Origin of the sequence: Caballeronia sp. AZ7_KS35, from assembly GCF_023631045.1 — a bacterium.
Classification (GTDB): Bacteria; Pseudomonadota; Gammaproteobacteria; order Burkholderiales; family Burkholderiaceae; genus Caballeronia; species Caballeronia zhejiangensis.
On the sequence record NZ_JALQDV010000017.1, the window covers coordinates 33,756 to 47,908 of the forward strand.

Genomic DNA, 14,153 nt, shown 5'->3' on the forward strand with positions numbered 1-14,153 from the left:
ACGCCGCGCGCTGCATCCGTCATGCAGGACACGACAAAAAACGAACAGATGCGGCTCAGAGCGCGCCGCCGCGCGAGCAAAGCCACGGAATCTCAGGGAGAAGGGAACATGAGTGCCCCGCATTCGACCAGCACCGGTCATCCGTACTTTTTCTTCGACTTCATATCGCCGTTTTCGTACTTGCTGCTGGAGCAGCATGAGAAGTGGCCCGACATGCCGTTCGAGCTCGTGCCCGTCCAGTTGATGAAGCTGCTCGACCGCTGGGGCCAGCCGCACGCCGCGACGATTCCGTCCAAGCGCGTCTTCACCTACCGGCACGCGCTGTTTCGCGCGGAGCAGCTCGGCATTCCGTTCAAGATGCCGCCCGCCCATCCGTTCGATACGAGCAAGGCGCTGCGTCTTGCCGTGCTCGCCGACGGCGACATCGCCCGCGTGCGCGAAATCTTCCGCTACATCTGGCGCGAAGGGCGCGATCCCGCGACGCCGGAAGGCTTCAAGGCGTTGTGCGAGCACGTCGGCATGCCGGAGGCCGTGACGCGCATCGAGGATGAGGACGTCAAGGCGAAGCTGCGCGACAACAACGACCGCGCCGTAGCGATGGGCGTGTTCGGCGTGCCGACTTTCCTCGTCAACGACCAGATCTTCTGGGGCGAAGACACGCTGCCGATGGTGCTCTACGTCGCGCGCTCGCCGAACTGGCTCGACGGCGCGGAAGTGAAGCGCATCAGCGCGCTGCCGATCGCGCCGAAAGACGCCGATTTCAGCTGACGGCGGCCGGATGGCGGACGCGCCTATGCCGTGCATAGCGCGCCTGCTATGGCGTCAAAATTGGATAAGCGGTTTACTTCGGCTTTAGGGCTCGCGAGTTCGCGCCCGCGCGTCCTGAATTCACTTGCTTGCCATGAACGATCCCGCCGACTCACTCGACATCTGGCTCATCCGCGTGCTGCGCACCTTGCTGCTGGAGCGCAGCGTGACGCAGACCGCGCAGCGGCTGAACCAGACGCAACCGGCGATCAGCACCGCGCTGCGCCGTCTGCGCGAGATCCTGAACGACCCGATTCTCGTGCGCGGCAAACAGGGCATGGTGCCGACCGAATACGGCGAATCGCTGCTCGCGCCCGCGCAACGCGCATTGCGCGAAGTGGAATTCGTCGCGACGCCGCACGGGGATTTCGACCCGCGAAGCTCGCGCCGCACGTTCCGCGTGGCCGCGCCTGATTATCTGAACGATTTCTTCATGCCGACGCTCGTCGCCGCTTTTCGCGACGCCGCGCCCAATGCGCGTCTGGAGATCGAGTCGCTGAATCCGATGCGCGATCACGAGCGCATGCTTGACGAACGCGAAATCGATCTGATGGTCGCGAACTGGACGAAGCCCGAGCCGCGCTTCGAACGCCAGGATCTTTTCAGCGACGTATTCGTCTGCCTGATGCGTGCGGATCATCCACTCGCGCGCGAACCGCTGACGGCGGAACGCTACGCGCTCGCCGCGCACCTCGCGCCGACGCCGTATAGCGGCGGCCGGCGTCATCCGATCGACATCGGGCTCGCGCGCGCGGGCATCGAAAGGCGCATCGTCACGACAATTCCGTACTTCGGCCTCGTGCCGCAGGTGCTGTTGCAGTCGGACCTCATCTTCACCGCGCCGCGCCGCTTCGCGCAGCACTATGCGGCGATGCTGCCGCTCGCCGTGCTCGACTCGCCGGTGCCGTTTCCGCGCATCAAGTGCTACCAGCTTTCGGTGCCGCAGCCCGATCAGCCGACGGACATCGCCTGGCTGCGCACGCTGATGTCGACCGTTTCCGACTCGCTCACGGGCAGGAAGCAAGTCGCGGCGGCGGCATCGGGCGATGAAACCGCCGAACTGGGCGAAGCCGCGAAGTAACGCACGCGCGGCGGGACTTCGGTACTATCCGAACGACACCTTCTGCCCGCCCGCTCACATGGATGCTCTCGACAAACTGATTCAGCTTGCGAGCCTTGCCGGCGCGCTCGATCTGCGCTGCCTGCTGCGCGGCCCGCTGGAACTGGATCACGCGCCCGCGCCCGCCGGCGAAGCGGTGTATCACGTCGTGCTCGACGGCGCGTGCACCGTCGTGCGCAAAGGTCACGCGCCGCTCGAACTGACGGCGGGCGACATCTTCTTTCTGCCGCGCGGAGACGCGCATGTGCTGAGCATCAAGGCGCGCGAAGGCGGCTCGTCCAAAGTCGAGATGGAAGCGCGCGACAACGGCGCGGTCACGGTAAGAAGCAATTGCGGCGGGCAGCCGCCGGGCGTGGACTTGCTGTGCGGGCGCTTTCTCTACGCGCCGCGCGCGCTTCTGATCGACGTCCTGCCGGATGTCGTGCACGTATCGTTCTCGAACGCGTCGGCTTCCTATCTCGCGCCGCTCGTCCAGACGATGCGCCGCGAAGCGGAAGATGCGCAACTGGGCGCGCCGTCGATCGTCACGGCGCTATCGACCGCGCTCTTCACGATGGTGCTGCGCGCGTGGCTCGACGGACAGCCGTCATTGGCGGGCGTGCTCGGCTTGCTGGCGAACCGGCGGCTGGGCGCATCGATCATCGCGATGCTCGAGCGCCCCGCCGAACCGTGGACGCTGGAGATGCTCGCCAAGGAAGCGGCGATGTCGCGCGCCACGTTCATGCGCGCGTTCTCGGCGCATTCGGACAGCTCGCCGCTCGCGTTGCTGAGTCACGTGCGGATGCAGCTCGCCAGCACGATGCTCACGCATACGAAAAAGAGCATCGCGGATGTCGCGGCCGATGTGGGGTATCAGTCGGAAGCGGCGTTTTCGAAGCGGTTCAAGGAGCTTTATGGCGTCGCGCCGGGACGCTTCAGACAGACCAACGGCATCGCTTGAAGCGTCCTTGTGGCTCAGGCGGAAAGATGCGCTGCGTTCACCGCCGGCGTTCCGAACCTCGCCGTCATCTCCCGCACGCGCAGCAGTTGCGCGGCAACGGCGAGCCCGATCGACCACGGCGCCTTGTCGACGATCCCTTCCACGCCGATCGGACACGTGATCTCCGGCAGCCGGTCCGCCGCCACACCACGCTCCATCAATCGCCGCTCGAACTTGACGCGCTTCGTCTTCGAGCCGATCAGCCCGAAGTAAGCGAAGTCGTCGCGCCGCATGATGCGTTGCGTCAGCGAAAAGTCGAGCGAATGATCGTGCGTCATCACGATGAAGTACGCGCCCGGCGGCGCTTCGTCGACGATCGCGTCGGGCAGATCCGTCGCTTCGATCTGCACGTTCGCCGGCACTTCGTCGGGGAAAAGTTCGTCGCGCGCATCGACCCATTGCACGACGCACGGCAACGTGCCGAGCACCTTCACGAGCGCGTGGCCGACGTGGCCCGCGCCGAACAGGACGACGTGCATCATGAGCGCGCGCTCCTCACCGCATTCACCGCCTTCAGGATTTCTTCGGCCGTCGCGGGCGCGTTGAGCGGCGGATTGATCTTGTGATCGCCGACAGCGGAAACGGCATCGCGGATCGCGAAGAACACCGAGAACGGCAGCAGCAACGGCGGTTCGCCGACGGCCTTCGAACGATGGATGCTGTCCTCCACGTTGCGATTCTTGAAGAGATCGACGCGGAAATCGGCGGGCATGTCGTTGGTCGTCGGAATCTTGTAGGTCGACGGCGCGTGCGTCATCAGCTTGCCGTTGTCGTCCCACCACAGCTCTTCCGTCGTCAGCCAGCCCATGCCCTGCACGAACGCGCCTTCCACCTGGCCCTTGTCGAGCGCCGGATTCAGCGACGCGCCCACGTCATGCAACGCATCCGCGCGCAGCACGCGCATTTCGCCGGTGAGCGTGTCGATCACCACTTCCGACACTGCCGCGCCATACGAGTAGTAGTAGAACGGACGGCCTTGCATCGTCGCTGCATCCCAGTGGAGCTTGGGCGTCGCGTAGAACCCGTCGGACCACAACTGCACGCGCGCGAGATATGCCTTCTGGACGACTTCGCCGAACGGGATGGCATCGTCGCCGACGATCACGCGGTCGTTCGCGAAGCGCACTTGCGCCGGCGTGACGGTGCCGCCGCCGAACTTCTCCGCCGCGAACTTCGCGAGCCGCTCGCGCAACTGGCGCGCGGCGTCCTGCGCGGCCTTGCCGTTGAGATCGGTGCCGGTCGATGCCGCCGTCGCCGATGTATTCGCGACCTTGCTCGTATCCGTCGCCGTCACGCGCACGCGCTCGAAGTTCACGCCGAGTTCGTGCGCAACCACTTGCGCGACCTTCGTGTTCAGGCCCTGGCCCATTTCGGTGCCGCCGTGATTCACGAGCATCGAGCCGTCGGTGTAGATGTGAACCAGCGCACCCGCCTGGTTGAAGTGCGTCACGTTGAACGCGATGCCGAACTTCACCGGCGTCAGCGCGAGGCCCTTCTTCAGGATTGCGTTGTTCGCGTTGAATTCGTCGATGGCCGCGCGGCGCTTGCGATACTCGCTCGTCTCTTCGAGTTCGGCGATCAGTTCGTGGATGACGTTGTCCTCGACCGTCTGGCCGTAAGGCGTCTTGTTGTTTTCCGTCTTGCCGTAGAGATTCACGCGGCGCACGTCGAGCGAATCCTTCCCGACCGCACGCGCGACGTTATCCAGAATGTATTCGATCGCGAACGCGCCCTGCGGCCCGCCAAAGCCGCGAAACGCGGTGTTCGACTGCGTGTTGGTCTTGCCGCAATAGCCTGCGATCTTCACGTCCGAGAGCCAGTACGCGTTGTCGAAATGGCAGACGGCGCGCGTCATCACCGGGCCCGACAAATCCGCGGAGAAACCGCAGCGCGACGTCATGTCGACGGACACGCCTTCGATCTTGCCGTCGTCGTCGTAGCCGACTTCGAAGTCGTACACGAAGTCGTGACGCTTGCCGGTGATCATCATGTCGTCGTCGCGGTCCGGACGCAGCTTGACCGGGCACAGCAACTTCCATGCGGCGAGCGCCGCGCAGCACGCGAAAATGCCCGACTGCGATTCCTTGCCGCCGAATCCGCCGCCCATGCGACGGCATTCGACCAGCACGTTATGCGAATGCACATTCAGCACGTGCGCGACGAGATGCTGCATTTCCGTCGGATGCTGCGTCGAGCAGTAGACGTGCATGCCGTCGTCCTCCTTCGGCACGGCATAGGCGATCTGGCCTTCGAGATAGAACTGTTCCTGGCCGCCGAGCTTCATCGTGCCGCGCTCGTGATGCGCGGCTTTCGACATGCGGCTTTCGGCGTCGCCGCGCGAGAGCTTCAGCGGATTGAGCACGTACGATTCCGCTTTGCGCGCGTCTTCGGGCGTGAGAATCGGCACGAGGTCTTCGAATTCGATGGTCGCGCGACGCGCCGCCAAGCGCGCGGTATCGTGCGACGTCGCGACGACGATGAACATCGGCTGGCCGACGAACTGCACGATGCCCTGAGCCAGCACCGGATCGTCGTGGATGATCGGGCCGCAATCGTTCACGCCGGGAATGTCCTCGGCGGTGAATACGGCGACCACGCCCGGCGTCGCGCGCACGGCGTCGAAGTTCATCGACACGATGTTCGCGTGCGCCTTCGGGCTCGTGCCGAGCGCGGCGTGCAGCGTGCCCGCGACGAGCGGAATGTCGTCGGTATAGCTCGCGCGCCCGCTCACGTGCAGATGCGCCGACTCATGCGGACGCGATACGTGGACCTGCTTGAAAGCGTCGATTTCGTTCGCGAGCGACTGAGCGTCGGCGATGAATGCTTCTGCTTGCTGATTCATGTTTTTTTGCTCCTTCGCTTACTTCGCTTCGACGAGTTCGATTGCGCGCACATCCAGCTTCGATTTGTCCAGCGGATCGTGCGGGCGCGTCTCCAGCCAGAAGCGATACAGCAGGCTCTTTGCGGTGTCGAGGCGATAGTCGCTGCTCGCGCGCATGTCGGTGAGCGGCTGGTAATCCTTGGAAAGCGCGATCATCGCGGCCTGCGCGGTGGCTTCGTGCCAAAGCGCATCGTTGAGAATGGCTTCGGCGTGTTCCGCGCGCTTCGGCGTCGCGGCCATGCCGCCGTAGGCGAGGCGCGGCTCGCGGATCGTGTCGCCATCGGCGATGAAACTGAACGCGGCGTAGACGGCGGAAATATCGGAGTCGAAACGCTTCGACAGCTTGTACGCGCGGAACTTAAGGTTCGCGCGCTTGCCCGTGCGCGTCGGCACGCGGATCGCGGCGACGAACTCGTTCTCGCGCATGTCCTTCTTCTGATACGCGATGTACAGATCCTCGAGCGGCATCTCGCGCAGACCATCGACGCTTTGCAGGACGACGCGCGCATTCAGCGCGATGAGGCCGGGCATCGAATCGCCGATCGGCGAGCCGTTCGCGACGTTGCCGCCGAGCGTGCCGGCGTTGCGGATGGGCAGCGACGCGAAACGCAGACGCGTCTCTTCGAGTTCGGGATAGAGCTTCACGAGTTCGTCGTACGCGCGCTCGACCGACACGCCCGCGCCGATCTCGATCCATTCGTCCGTCGTCTCGACGTGCTTGAACGAGTCGATCTGCCCGACATAGACGATATCGCCCAGATCGCGCAACTGCTTCGTCACCCACAAACCGACGTCCGTGCTGCCCGCGAGAATCCGCACGTTCGGGTTTTTGTCCTTGATCGCGGCGAGCGCTTCGGTCGTGCGCGGCGCGTCGAACTGGCGGCCGGCGTGCTCGTAGTGGAACGTGTCGTCGCGCTTCAGGCTTTCGAGCGTGCGCGCGAGCGCCGGCACGTTGACGGGCGCGAGCGGCGCGCGGTCGAACATCTGCTCGGCAGCGTCGATGATCGGCCGATAACCCGTGCAGCGGCACAGATTGCCCGTCAGCGCATCGCTGATCTCCTGGCGCGAGGGCTTCGTCTTCTCGCACGTTCCCGGGCAGCCGGTCGTCGCATGACCGTGCTTTTCGTAGAGCGCGAACATCGACATCGCGAAGCCGGGCGTGCAGAAGCCGCATTGCGAGCCGTGACAATCGACGAGCGCCTGCTGCACCGGATGCAGCGTGCCGTCCGGCTGGCGCAGCTCTTCGACGGTGAAGAGCGCGCGGCCGTCGAGCGTCGGCAGAAACTGCACGCACGCGTTGACGGCCTTGAACGCGACGCCGCCCGCGCCGTCCGGCTCGCCGATGACGACCGTGCACGCGCCGCAGTCGCCTTCCGCGCAGCCTTCCTTGGTGCCGGTGCAGCGCGCGTCTTCGCGCAGATATTGCAGGACGGTGCGCGTCGTCGACGCGCCGCTCACTTCCTGGATCGCGTTGCGGTGATAGAAGCGGATCGGCTCAGTCATGGATGTCTCGGGGCTCTTCGATGCTTTTTCGCTGGTTGCGCGGGATGCGCAGCCGGTGGCATTCGCGATTTCGGACCTTTTCAGATTAGTCCTGTCGCTTCGATGGTTCAAAAGCTATCACCGCCAAAATCGATAACCCATAGGCGGCATTGCATGAACGACATATTCTTCGTCCGATATGTGCTGCGAGCCTTATGCAGCAAGGGTTCCCTCGGCGGCGCCCGATGACTCGGACAGGCGATTTGTCCTAGCTGGTTACAAAACGACTGCGACGTTGCGCCGCAACATATGGGACAATCACGCCTTCGCGCCGAATTCAACCCCGCAATTTCCCTATGTCCACCGAGTCCCGCATCAAGCCGCAAAGCGACTTCGCCGTCACTCTGCGGATTCTGCCCGTCGTGCTGTACACGTTCCTTTGCTACCTGACGATCGGCATTCCGCTCGCGGTGCTGCCGGGCTTCGTGCACACCGATCTCGGCTACGGCTCGGTGATGGCGGGCGCGGCGATCAGCGTCCAGTACTTCGCGACGCTGCTGTCGCGGCCGCTGGCGGGCCGCACCGCCGATACGCTCGGCCCCAAGAAAACCGTGCTCTACGGTCTCGCGGCGTGCGCGGCAAGCGGCGTGCTGCTGCTCGCCTCGGCGCTCGCCGCGCAGTGGCACGCGGTGAGTCTCGTGCTGCTGGTGATCGCGCGGCTCGTGCTCGGCTTCGGCGAGAGCTGGGTCGGGACGGGATCGATTACCTGGGGCATCGGGCGCGTCGGCGTGAACAACAACGCGAAGGTGATTTCGTGGAACGGCATCGCCACTTACGGCGCGCTCGCGATCGGCGCGCCGCTCGGCGTCGCGATCGATCATTCGCTGGGATTCGCGTCGCTCGGGCTGATCGTGATCGCGCTCGGCGGCTTCGGCTACTGGCTCGCGACGCGCATGGCGAGCGTGCCGATCGTGCACGGCGAGCGCATGTCGTATCGGAGCGTGTTCTTCCGCGTGTTGCCGCATGGACTGGGACTCGCGCTCGGATCGGCGGGATTCGGCTCCATCGCGACGTTCATCACGCTTTACTATGCCGCGCACAACTGGCCGAATGCGGCGCTTTCGCTTACGGTGTTCGGCACGATGTTCATCGGCGCGCGGCTTCTGTTCGCCAACACGATCAAGGCGTATGGCGGGTTTCGCGTGGCGATCGTGTCGTTTGCGTTCGAATGCGCGGGTCTGCTGATGCTGTGGCTCGCCGCCGAGCCGACTTTCGCGCTCGCGGGCGCGGCGCTGACCGGCTTCGGATTCGCGCTCGTGTTTCCGGCGCTCGGCGTCGAGGCGGTCGGGCTCGTGCCGCCGGCCAGCCGGGGCGCGGCTTTGTCGGCGTATTCGGTGTTTCTCGATCTGTCGCTCGGGTTGACTGGGCCGCTGGCTGGGTATATCGCGGGGGAGCTGGGGTACGGGTCGGTGTTTCTGTTTGCCGCGCTGGCGGCGGCGGCGGCGGTGGCGTTGTCGGTGGCGCTTTATATGCGCGGTGGACGGGGGGTGGGTGGGGCGGCTACGGCTTGAGCTCAGTGCTTTCATAGCGTCGCGTCGGGCGCGTTTTGCCGGATCCCGTTTTCGTGTCGGTCGATCGGCACTCCCCCTGTGCGGGGCAACGCTAATGGACCACCAACAAAACGGGATCCGACGAGAAAAAGGCCAAGCAACCAAAACCCGCCTCAAAGCGAAACACGGAGCGACCACCTTCAGCGTTTGTCTTAAAATCCCCGCTTGGCCCATTAGCGTCCGCTTTATGAACCCGACCTCGGAAGACCGCTGGCGCGATTTGCGCCCGGACCCGGACAGCGACACTCCGCTCTACCTTCAACTCGCCCGCAAGCTCGCCAACGCTATCCACGACAATCGCTGGAACGCAGGCGAAGCGCTGCCCTCCGAGCGCGTGTTGTCGGAAGCGCTCGGCGTCTCGCGGATCACCTCGCGCAAGGCAATCGCGCTGCTCGTCGAACAAGGGCTCATCCGCCGCGAACAAGGCGCGGGCAGCTTCATCACGCCGCGCTACGAAGACCCGCTCTCGCGTCTGTCAAGCTTCTCCGAAATGCTCCGGCGCCGCGGCTTCAAACCGAGTTCCAAATGGCTCTCGCGCAGCATCGAGCCGGCCAATCGCGAGGAAGTCATCCAGCTCGGCCTCTCGCCCGCCGCGACCGTCACGCGCCTGAAGCGCCTGCGTCTCGCCGATGACATCGTCATGGCCGTCGAGAATTCCACCTTTCCGGCGTCGTGCATTCCCGATCCGCAGACCATCGGCGATTCGCTCTACAGCTATCTCGATGCACGCGGGCTTTCGATCGTGCGCGCGCTTCAGCATTTCCGCGCCGTGAACGCGAGCCCGGAGATTGCCGAGCAGATGGGCATCGCGCCACACGACGCGCTGCTGCTCATCACGCGCGTCGGCTACACGGCCGATCAGCGCGCCATCGAGCTCACCGATACCTACTGCCGCAACGACTACTACGACTTCGTCGCCGAGCTGCGAAAGTAACCCGCCCAATGACCGACACGCCCACAGCCCAGACGTCCGACCGATCGCTCTCCATCATGCTGTGGCTCGTCGCCACGGGCTTCTTCATGCAGACGCTCGACTCGACGATCGTCAACACCGCGCTCCCCGCGATGGCGCGAAGTCTGGGCGAGGCGCCGCTGCGCATGCAGGGCGTCGTGATCGCCTACTCGCTGACGATGGCGATGATGATCCCCGTCTCCGGCTGGCTCGCCGACAAGCTCGGCACGAAGCGCGTGTTCTTCAGCGCGATCCTCGTGTTCACGATCGGCTCGCTGCTCTGCGCGAACGCGCAATCGCTGACGGCGCTCGTCGCGTATCGCGTCGTGCAGGGCGTCGGCGGCGCGATGCTCTTGCCGGTCGGACGCCTCGCCGTGCTGCGCGTGTTCCCGGCGGAGCGCTATCTTTCCGCGCTCGCGTTCGTCGCGATTCCGGGGCTGATCGGCCCGCTCATCGGCCCGACGCTCGGCGGCTGGCTCGTGCAGATCGCGTCATGGCACTGGATTTTTCTGATCAACGTGCCGGTCGGCGTGATCGGCTGCATCGCGACGAACCTGTACATGCCCGACAGCCGCAATCCGGCGACCGCGCGCTTCGATCTGGCGGGCTACCTGCTGCTCGCGATCGGCATGGTCGCGCTCACGATTTCGCTCGACGGACTCGCCGATCTCGGCCTCGCGCACGCGATCGTGATCGTGCTGCTCGTGCTCTCGTTCGGCTGCTTCGTCGCTTACGGTCTGCACGCGACGCGCGCCGCCCAGCCGATCTTTTCCCTCGATCTCTTCAAGATCCACACCTTCAGCGTCGGCTTGCTGGGCAATCTCTTCGCGCGTATCGGCAGCGGCGCGATGCCTTATCTGATCCCGCTCCTGCTGCAAGTGAGCCTCGGCTACACGCCGTTTCAGGCCGGCATGATGATGCTGCCCGTCGCGGCCGCGGGCATGGCGTCCAAGCGCGTCGTCACGCGGCTCATCGAAAAGCACGGTTATCGGCGCGTGCTGGTCGTGAACACGGTGCTCGTCGGGCTGATGATGGCGAGCTTCGCGCTCGTGAGCGCGCATCAGCCGCTCTGGCTGCGGCTCGTGCAGCTCGCGATCTTCGGCGCCTTCAATTCGATGCAGTTCACCGCGATGAACACGCTCACGCTGAAGGACCTCGGCACCGGCGGCGCGAGCAGCGGCAACAGCCTGTTCTCGCTCGTGCAAATGCTGTCGATGAGCCTCGGCGTGACCGTCGCGGGCGCGATCCTGTCGACGTTTACAGGACTGCTGCCGCAGGTCACGGAGACGAACTCGCTGCCCGCCTTCCACGCGACGTTCCTGTGCGTCGGCATCATCACGGCCGCGACGGCTTGGATCTTCGGACAGCTCGCGCCGGAAGTGCGCGCGGCCGCGAGAAAGCCCGACCCGTCCGAATCGAACTAAGAACGCGGACGACGCACCGCGCCGGTGCCCGCACGCACGTTTGGACGGCGCGCGCTCCCGCGTCTGCGGCATGCGAGCTTCAATCCGCACACGAATAGGCGCAACGAAGCGCGCGATACCCGGCGAGCGCCGCTTGGATATTGAATTTGCACGCTTTTTGCTCGAACGGTCGGGTGCCGATCCGGTAAACTATCTCGATAAAGTTACTTGCCCTGCGCCCCGACACCATGAGCATGGTTGATCTCGACCCTCCCCGCTTCCAGCCGCCGCGCCCCGTCGCCGGTGACGATGGATCGCGTCGCACCGTGTTGTACGGCGAGTACACCGTTTTCAGCGTGTTCCAGCCCGTGTTTTCGGTGTCGCACCGGCGCGCGATCGGCTATCACGCGTCCTTGCGCGCGCGCGACGATTCACATCGTCACGTGCCGTCGCACGAAGTATTCACGCAGGCCGCGCGGCGCGGCGATCTGCTCGAACTCGGCCGGCTCGCGGAATCGCTGCATCTGGGCAACTTCAATGCCTTCGACAGCCACGACGAATGGCTCTTCCTGAGCCTGCACCCCGCCGCGCTGATGGACACGAGCTACGGCGATGCGCTGCTCGCGTCGCTGAAGGACATCGGTCTGTCGCCGCAGCGCGTCGTGCTCGAAGTGCCCGAGCAGGCGGGCGGCGAGACGACGCGTTTCGCTGAAATCATCGATTCGCTGCGCAAGTCGGGCTTTCTGATCGCGCTCGACGGCTTCGGCGTGAAGCATTCGAACATCGATCGCGTGTGGCATCTGCGGCCGGATATCGTGACGCTCGACCGCTGCATCCTTCAGCAGGCGACCGAGCATTCGCATATCGAGCGCGTGCTGCCGCGCCTCGTCTCGCTGCTCCATGAGTCCGGCCAGCTCGTCTTGATGGGCGGCCTCGCGACCGAACGCGACGCGCTCATCGCGCTGGAATGCAATGTCGATTTCGTGCAGGGCGCGTACTTCGCGCAGCCGAGCGTCGAGGCGGTGCACAGCGAAGTCGCCGCTGGCGTGATGGATGCGTTGTCGGCAGCATCGCGCGAACGCGTCGCGGGCCGCGAACGGGCGCAAGTCGCGCGCCTCGAGCCGTATGTAAGCGGGCTGGAGCGCGCGTCGGTCAAGCTGATGGAAGGCGAGACGCTCACGGCTGCGACGAGCGAACTGCTGCAACTCGCCGACACCGCGCGCTGCTTCCTGCTCGATCAGGCCGGGCGGCAGATCGGCGACAACGTCGTGCCGATCGTGCGTACATCGCAGCGCGCGAAGCGCTTCAGTCCGCTGCTGCATTCGGAGGGCGCGAGCTGGGAGCGCCGGCCGTACTTCATCGAGGCTCTGCGCGCGCCGGGGCGCATGCATCTGACAGCGCCGTATCTGTCGATCAACGAGGCGCACCTTTGCGTGACGGCGTCGATCGCCGCGCAGACGCCTTACGGCTTACAGGTGCTGTGCGTCGATATCAACTGGGAAGGCGCGAAGCAGCGGTAGGCTACGCGCTGTTTTCGGATTCCGGACGGAGCAGATCGAAGCCGGCAAGCACGAGCACGCCTGAGAGCACGATGAGCGCGGCGGAATGGCGGCCGAAGTAGAGCAATGCGGCGGCCGACCAAGCCGCGAGGCACAGGCCTGCGAAGCGTTTCATGATGGCGATGCGATTCCAATCGATTGCGGCGAGCCGACATTTTAGGCTCGCGCTTCGATGCGCGCAGCGACGGCTTATCGTCACGCACGCTGCGTCACTCTGCTCCGCTGCTTTCCGCGCGTCAGATATCGTCCCAGTCGAATAGACGGCTTTTCGACCGCGTAATATCCCGCGATGCTGACGGGAAGAATCAGCACGGCGGCAATGATCAACGACATGCCTTGATAGGTTTCGCCAAAATAATGCAGCACGCCCAGCAACACGATGCAATGCAGCAGATACAGGCTGAATGAAATCTCGCCGAGGAAAATCAATGGCCGCGCGGTCAGAAACGCGGCGAACGGCCTGAGCGCAATCGCCAGAACGAGAATGCCGGTCACGGCTGGAAGAATGATCCAGTCGTCGGCGAAACTGCGCAGCACGTCGTTAGATATCGAATGGCGAGTGATCGAACCGACGAGGACGTAAAGGGCGAGACAAATCAGCAATGCGCCGAAAAGCGTTCGCGGGGAATAGGCGCCGAGTTTCGACGAAATGGCTTCGCGATATCGCGCAATCAACGCGCCCAGGACGAACATCGACATGTAATGGATGGTCGGCATCCATTCGCCCTGAATGCTCGCGTCCAGGAGGGTCCGCTGCAAATGATGGTAATAGCCGAATGCAGCGAGAGAGAAACACATGCTTAGTGCTACGGAAAACCAGACGGGCGTGGCAAATACCACGACGACGAGAATCGGGAAGATCAACGAGATACGCATCTCGTAGACGAGCGACCAGAGCACCGGATCGAGCGTGCTGTTGCTGAATGGAATCACAAAGTAGAGGTGATCCAGCAAATCATGCCGATCGATGCCCGCGTGCCATGCCTGATTGACCCATTCGCCGGTCCAGGAGAGATTCGAGCGGTAGAGCAAGCAATACGCGGTATAAGCGGCCAGAACCGCGATCAGATAGGGGATGTAAATGCGGCACACGCGCTTCACGATGAACTCGGCGAAGCCCGGTCTGCTGTCGCCGGTAATCTGCATGGCCAAGGCGAAACCGCTCAGCGCAAAGAACAGGATCACGGCGGAATGCCCTTCGGCGATTGCGCGCCATGGAACATGCTGCAGCCAATGCGTAAGCGTGATCTGTGAATAGTGACTGAATACGACTGTCAAAGCGGCAATGCCGCGCAGCGAATCCAGTTGATGATAGCGTGTCGTCATTATTCAGCTCGCGTCTGTGTTGGCAAAGCCAACA

The 14,153-nt window shown here is 64.2% G+C and carries 12 protein-coding genes; 7 read left to right on the top strand and 5 right to left on the bottom strand.

What is annotated here, in order from left to right; translation table 11 throughout:
• Window positions 1–108: 108 nt before the first annotated feature.
• The 3 genes from NCT05_RS13865 (at window position 109) to NCT05_RS13875 (ending at window position 2,867) form a co-directional block, all read left to right on the top strand.
• Window positions 109–768, top strand: coding sequence for a 2-hydroxychromene-2-carboxylate isomerase (locus NCT05_RS13865; protein WP_008342696.1), 660 nt, complete (start codon window positions 109–111; stop codon window positions 766–768).
• 133 nt (window positions 769–901) lie between these two features.
• Complete coding sequence (locus NCT05_RS13870) at window positions 902–1,888, top strand: LysR family transcriptional regulator (RefSeq protein WP_250502582.1); 987 nt, start codon at window positions 902–904, stop codon at window positions 1,886–1,888.
• 58 nt (window positions 1,889–1,946) lie between these two features.
• A complete protein-coding gene (locus NCT05_RS13875; RefSeq protein ID WP_250480654.1) occupies window positions 1,947–2,867 on the top strand; it encodes an AraC family transcriptional regulator in 921 nt (306 codons plus the stop codon).
• Between the two features lie 14 nt (window positions 2,868–2,881).
• On the opposite strand, the gene xdhC is transcribed toward NCT05_RS13875, so the two are convergent.
• The 3 genes from xdhC to xdhA are packed head-to-tail and all read right to left on the bottom strand — an operon-like array spanning window position 2,882 to window position 7,290.
• Complete coding sequence (gene xdhC, locus NCT05_RS13880) at window positions 2,882–3,388, bottom strand: xanthine dehydrogenase accessory protein XdhC (protein WP_034471606.1); 507 nt, start codon at window positions 3,386–3,388, stop codon at window positions 2,882–2,884.
• Window positions 3,385–5,748, bottom strand: coding sequence for a xanthine dehydrogenase molybdopterin binding subunit (gene xdhB / locus NCT05_RS13885; RefSeq protein WP_250502583.1), 2,364 nt, complete (start codon window positions 5,746–5,748; stop codon window positions 3,385–3,387). Before xdhB ends, xdhC begins: the two co-directional genes overlap by 4 nt.
• Before the next feature lie 18 nt (window positions 5,749–5,766).
• Window positions 5,767–7,290 (bottom strand): xanthine dehydrogenase small subunit, encoded by a 1,524-nt coding sequence (gene xdhA / locus NCT05_RS13890; protein ID WP_250502584.1) that lies wholly within the window; start codon window positions 7,288–7,290, stop codon window positions 5,767–5,769.
• 335 nt (window positions 7,291–7,625) lie between these two features.
• Between xdhA and NCT05_RS13895 the strand changes: the two genes are divergently transcribed.
• The 4 genes from NCT05_RS13895 (at window position 7,626) to NCT05_RS13910 (ending at window position 12,754) form a co-directional block, all read left to right on the top strand.
• Window positions 7,626–8,840 carry an MFS transporter gene (locus NCT05_RS13895; protein ID WP_250502585.1) on the top strand — a complete coding sequence of 405 codons (1,215 nt, stop codon included), beginning with the start codon at window positions 7,626–7,628 and terminating at the stop codon, window positions 8,838–8,840.
• A gap of 226 nt (window positions 8,841–9,066) precedes the next feature.
• Complete coding sequence (locus NCT05_RS13900) at window positions 9,067–9,813, top strand: GntR family transcriptional regulator (protein ID WP_008342704.1); 747 nt, start codon at window positions 9,067–9,069, stop codon at window positions 9,811–9,813.
• Between the two features lie 8 nt (window positions 9,814–9,821).
• Window positions 9,822–11,255: a multidrug transporter subunit MdtD gene (gene mdtD, locus NCT05_RS13905; protein WP_241814291.1), complete on the top strand. Its 1,434-nt coding sequence runs from the start codon at window positions 9,822–9,824 to the stop codon at window positions 11,253–11,255.
• Window positions 11,256–11,482: 227 nt separating this feature from the next.
• Window positions 11,483–12,754, top strand: coding sequence for an EAL domain-containing protein (locus NCT05_RS13910; RefSeq protein ID WP_008342708.1), 1,272 nt, complete (start codon window positions 11,483–11,485; stop codon window positions 12,752–12,754).
• 1 nt (window position 12,755) lies between these two features.
• On the opposite strand, the gene NCT05_RS13915 is transcribed toward NCT05_RS13910, so the two are convergent.
• Together NCT05_RS13915 and NCT05_RS13920 are read right to left on the bottom strand one after the other, a co-directional pair.
• The gene (locus NCT05_RS13915; protein ID WP_033537310.1) at window positions 12,756–12,908 is read right to left on the bottom strand and encodes a hypothetical protein; all 153 of its coding nucleotides are present in this window, start codon (window positions 12,906–12,908) and stop codon (window positions 12,756–12,758) included.
• 80 nt (window positions 12,909–12,988) lie between these two features.
• The gene (locus NCT05_RS13920; RefSeq protein WP_250502586.1) at window positions 12,989–14,119 is read right to left on the bottom strand and encodes an acyltransferase family protein; all 1,131 of its coding nucleotides are present in this window, start codon (window positions 14,117–14,119) and stop codon (window positions 12,989–12,991) included.
• Window positions 14,120–14,153 lie beyond the last annotated feature (34 nt).

What these genes read in the sequence shown, in the direction of transcription:
- NCT05_RS13910 (WP_008342708.1), top strand. Translation starts at nt 11,483, where the DNA reads ATGAGCATGGTTGATCTCGACCCTCCCCGCTTCCAGCCGCCGCGCCCC.
- NCT05_RS13870 (WP_250502582.1), top strand. Translation starts at nt 902, where the DNA reads ATGAACGATCCCGCCGACTCACTCGACATCTGGCTCATCCGCGTGCTG.
- NCT05_RS13900 (WP_008342704.1), top strand. Translation starts at nt 9,067, where the DNA reads ATGAACCCGACCTCGGAAGACCGCTGGCGCGATTTGCGCCCGGACCCG.
- NCT05_RS13920 (WP_250502586.1), bottom strand. Translation starts at nt 14,119, where the DNA reads ATGACGACACGCTATCATCAACTGGATTCGCTGCGCGGCATTGCCGCT.
- xdhC (WP_034471606.1), bottom strand. Translation starts at nt 3,388, where the DNA reads ATGATGCACGTCGTCCTGTTCGGCGCGGGCCACGTCGGCCACGCGCTC.
- xdhA (WP_250502584.1), bottom strand. Translation starts at nt 7,290, where the DNA reads ATGACTGAGCCGATCCGCTTCTATCACCGCAACGCGATCCAGGAAGTG.
- NCT05_RS13875 (WP_250480654.1), top strand. Translation starts at nt 1,947, where the DNA reads ATGGATGCTCTCGACAAACTGATTCAGCTTGCGAGCCTTGCCGGCGCG.
- NCT05_RS13895 (WP_250502585.1), top strand. Translation starts at nt 7,626, where the DNA reads ATGTCCACCGAGTCCCGCATCAAGCCGCAAAGCGACTTCGCCGTCACT.
- NCT05_RS13915 (WP_033537310.1), bottom strand. Translation starts at nt 12,908, where the DNA reads ATGAAACGCTTCGCAGGCCTGTGCCTCGCGGCTTGGTCGGCCGCCGCA.
- mdtD (WP_241814291.1), top strand. Translation starts at nt 9,822, where the DNA reads ATGACCGACACGCCCACAGCCCAGACGTCCGACCGATCGCTCTCCATC.
- NCT05_RS13865 (WP_008342696.1), top strand. Translation starts at nt 109, where the DNA reads ATGAGTGCCCCGCATTCGACCAGCACCGGTCATCCGTACTTTTTCTTC.
- xdhB (WP_250502583.1), bottom strand. Translation starts at nt 5,748, where the DNA reads ATGAATCAGCAAGCAGAAGCATTCATCGCCGACGCTCAGTCGCTCGCG.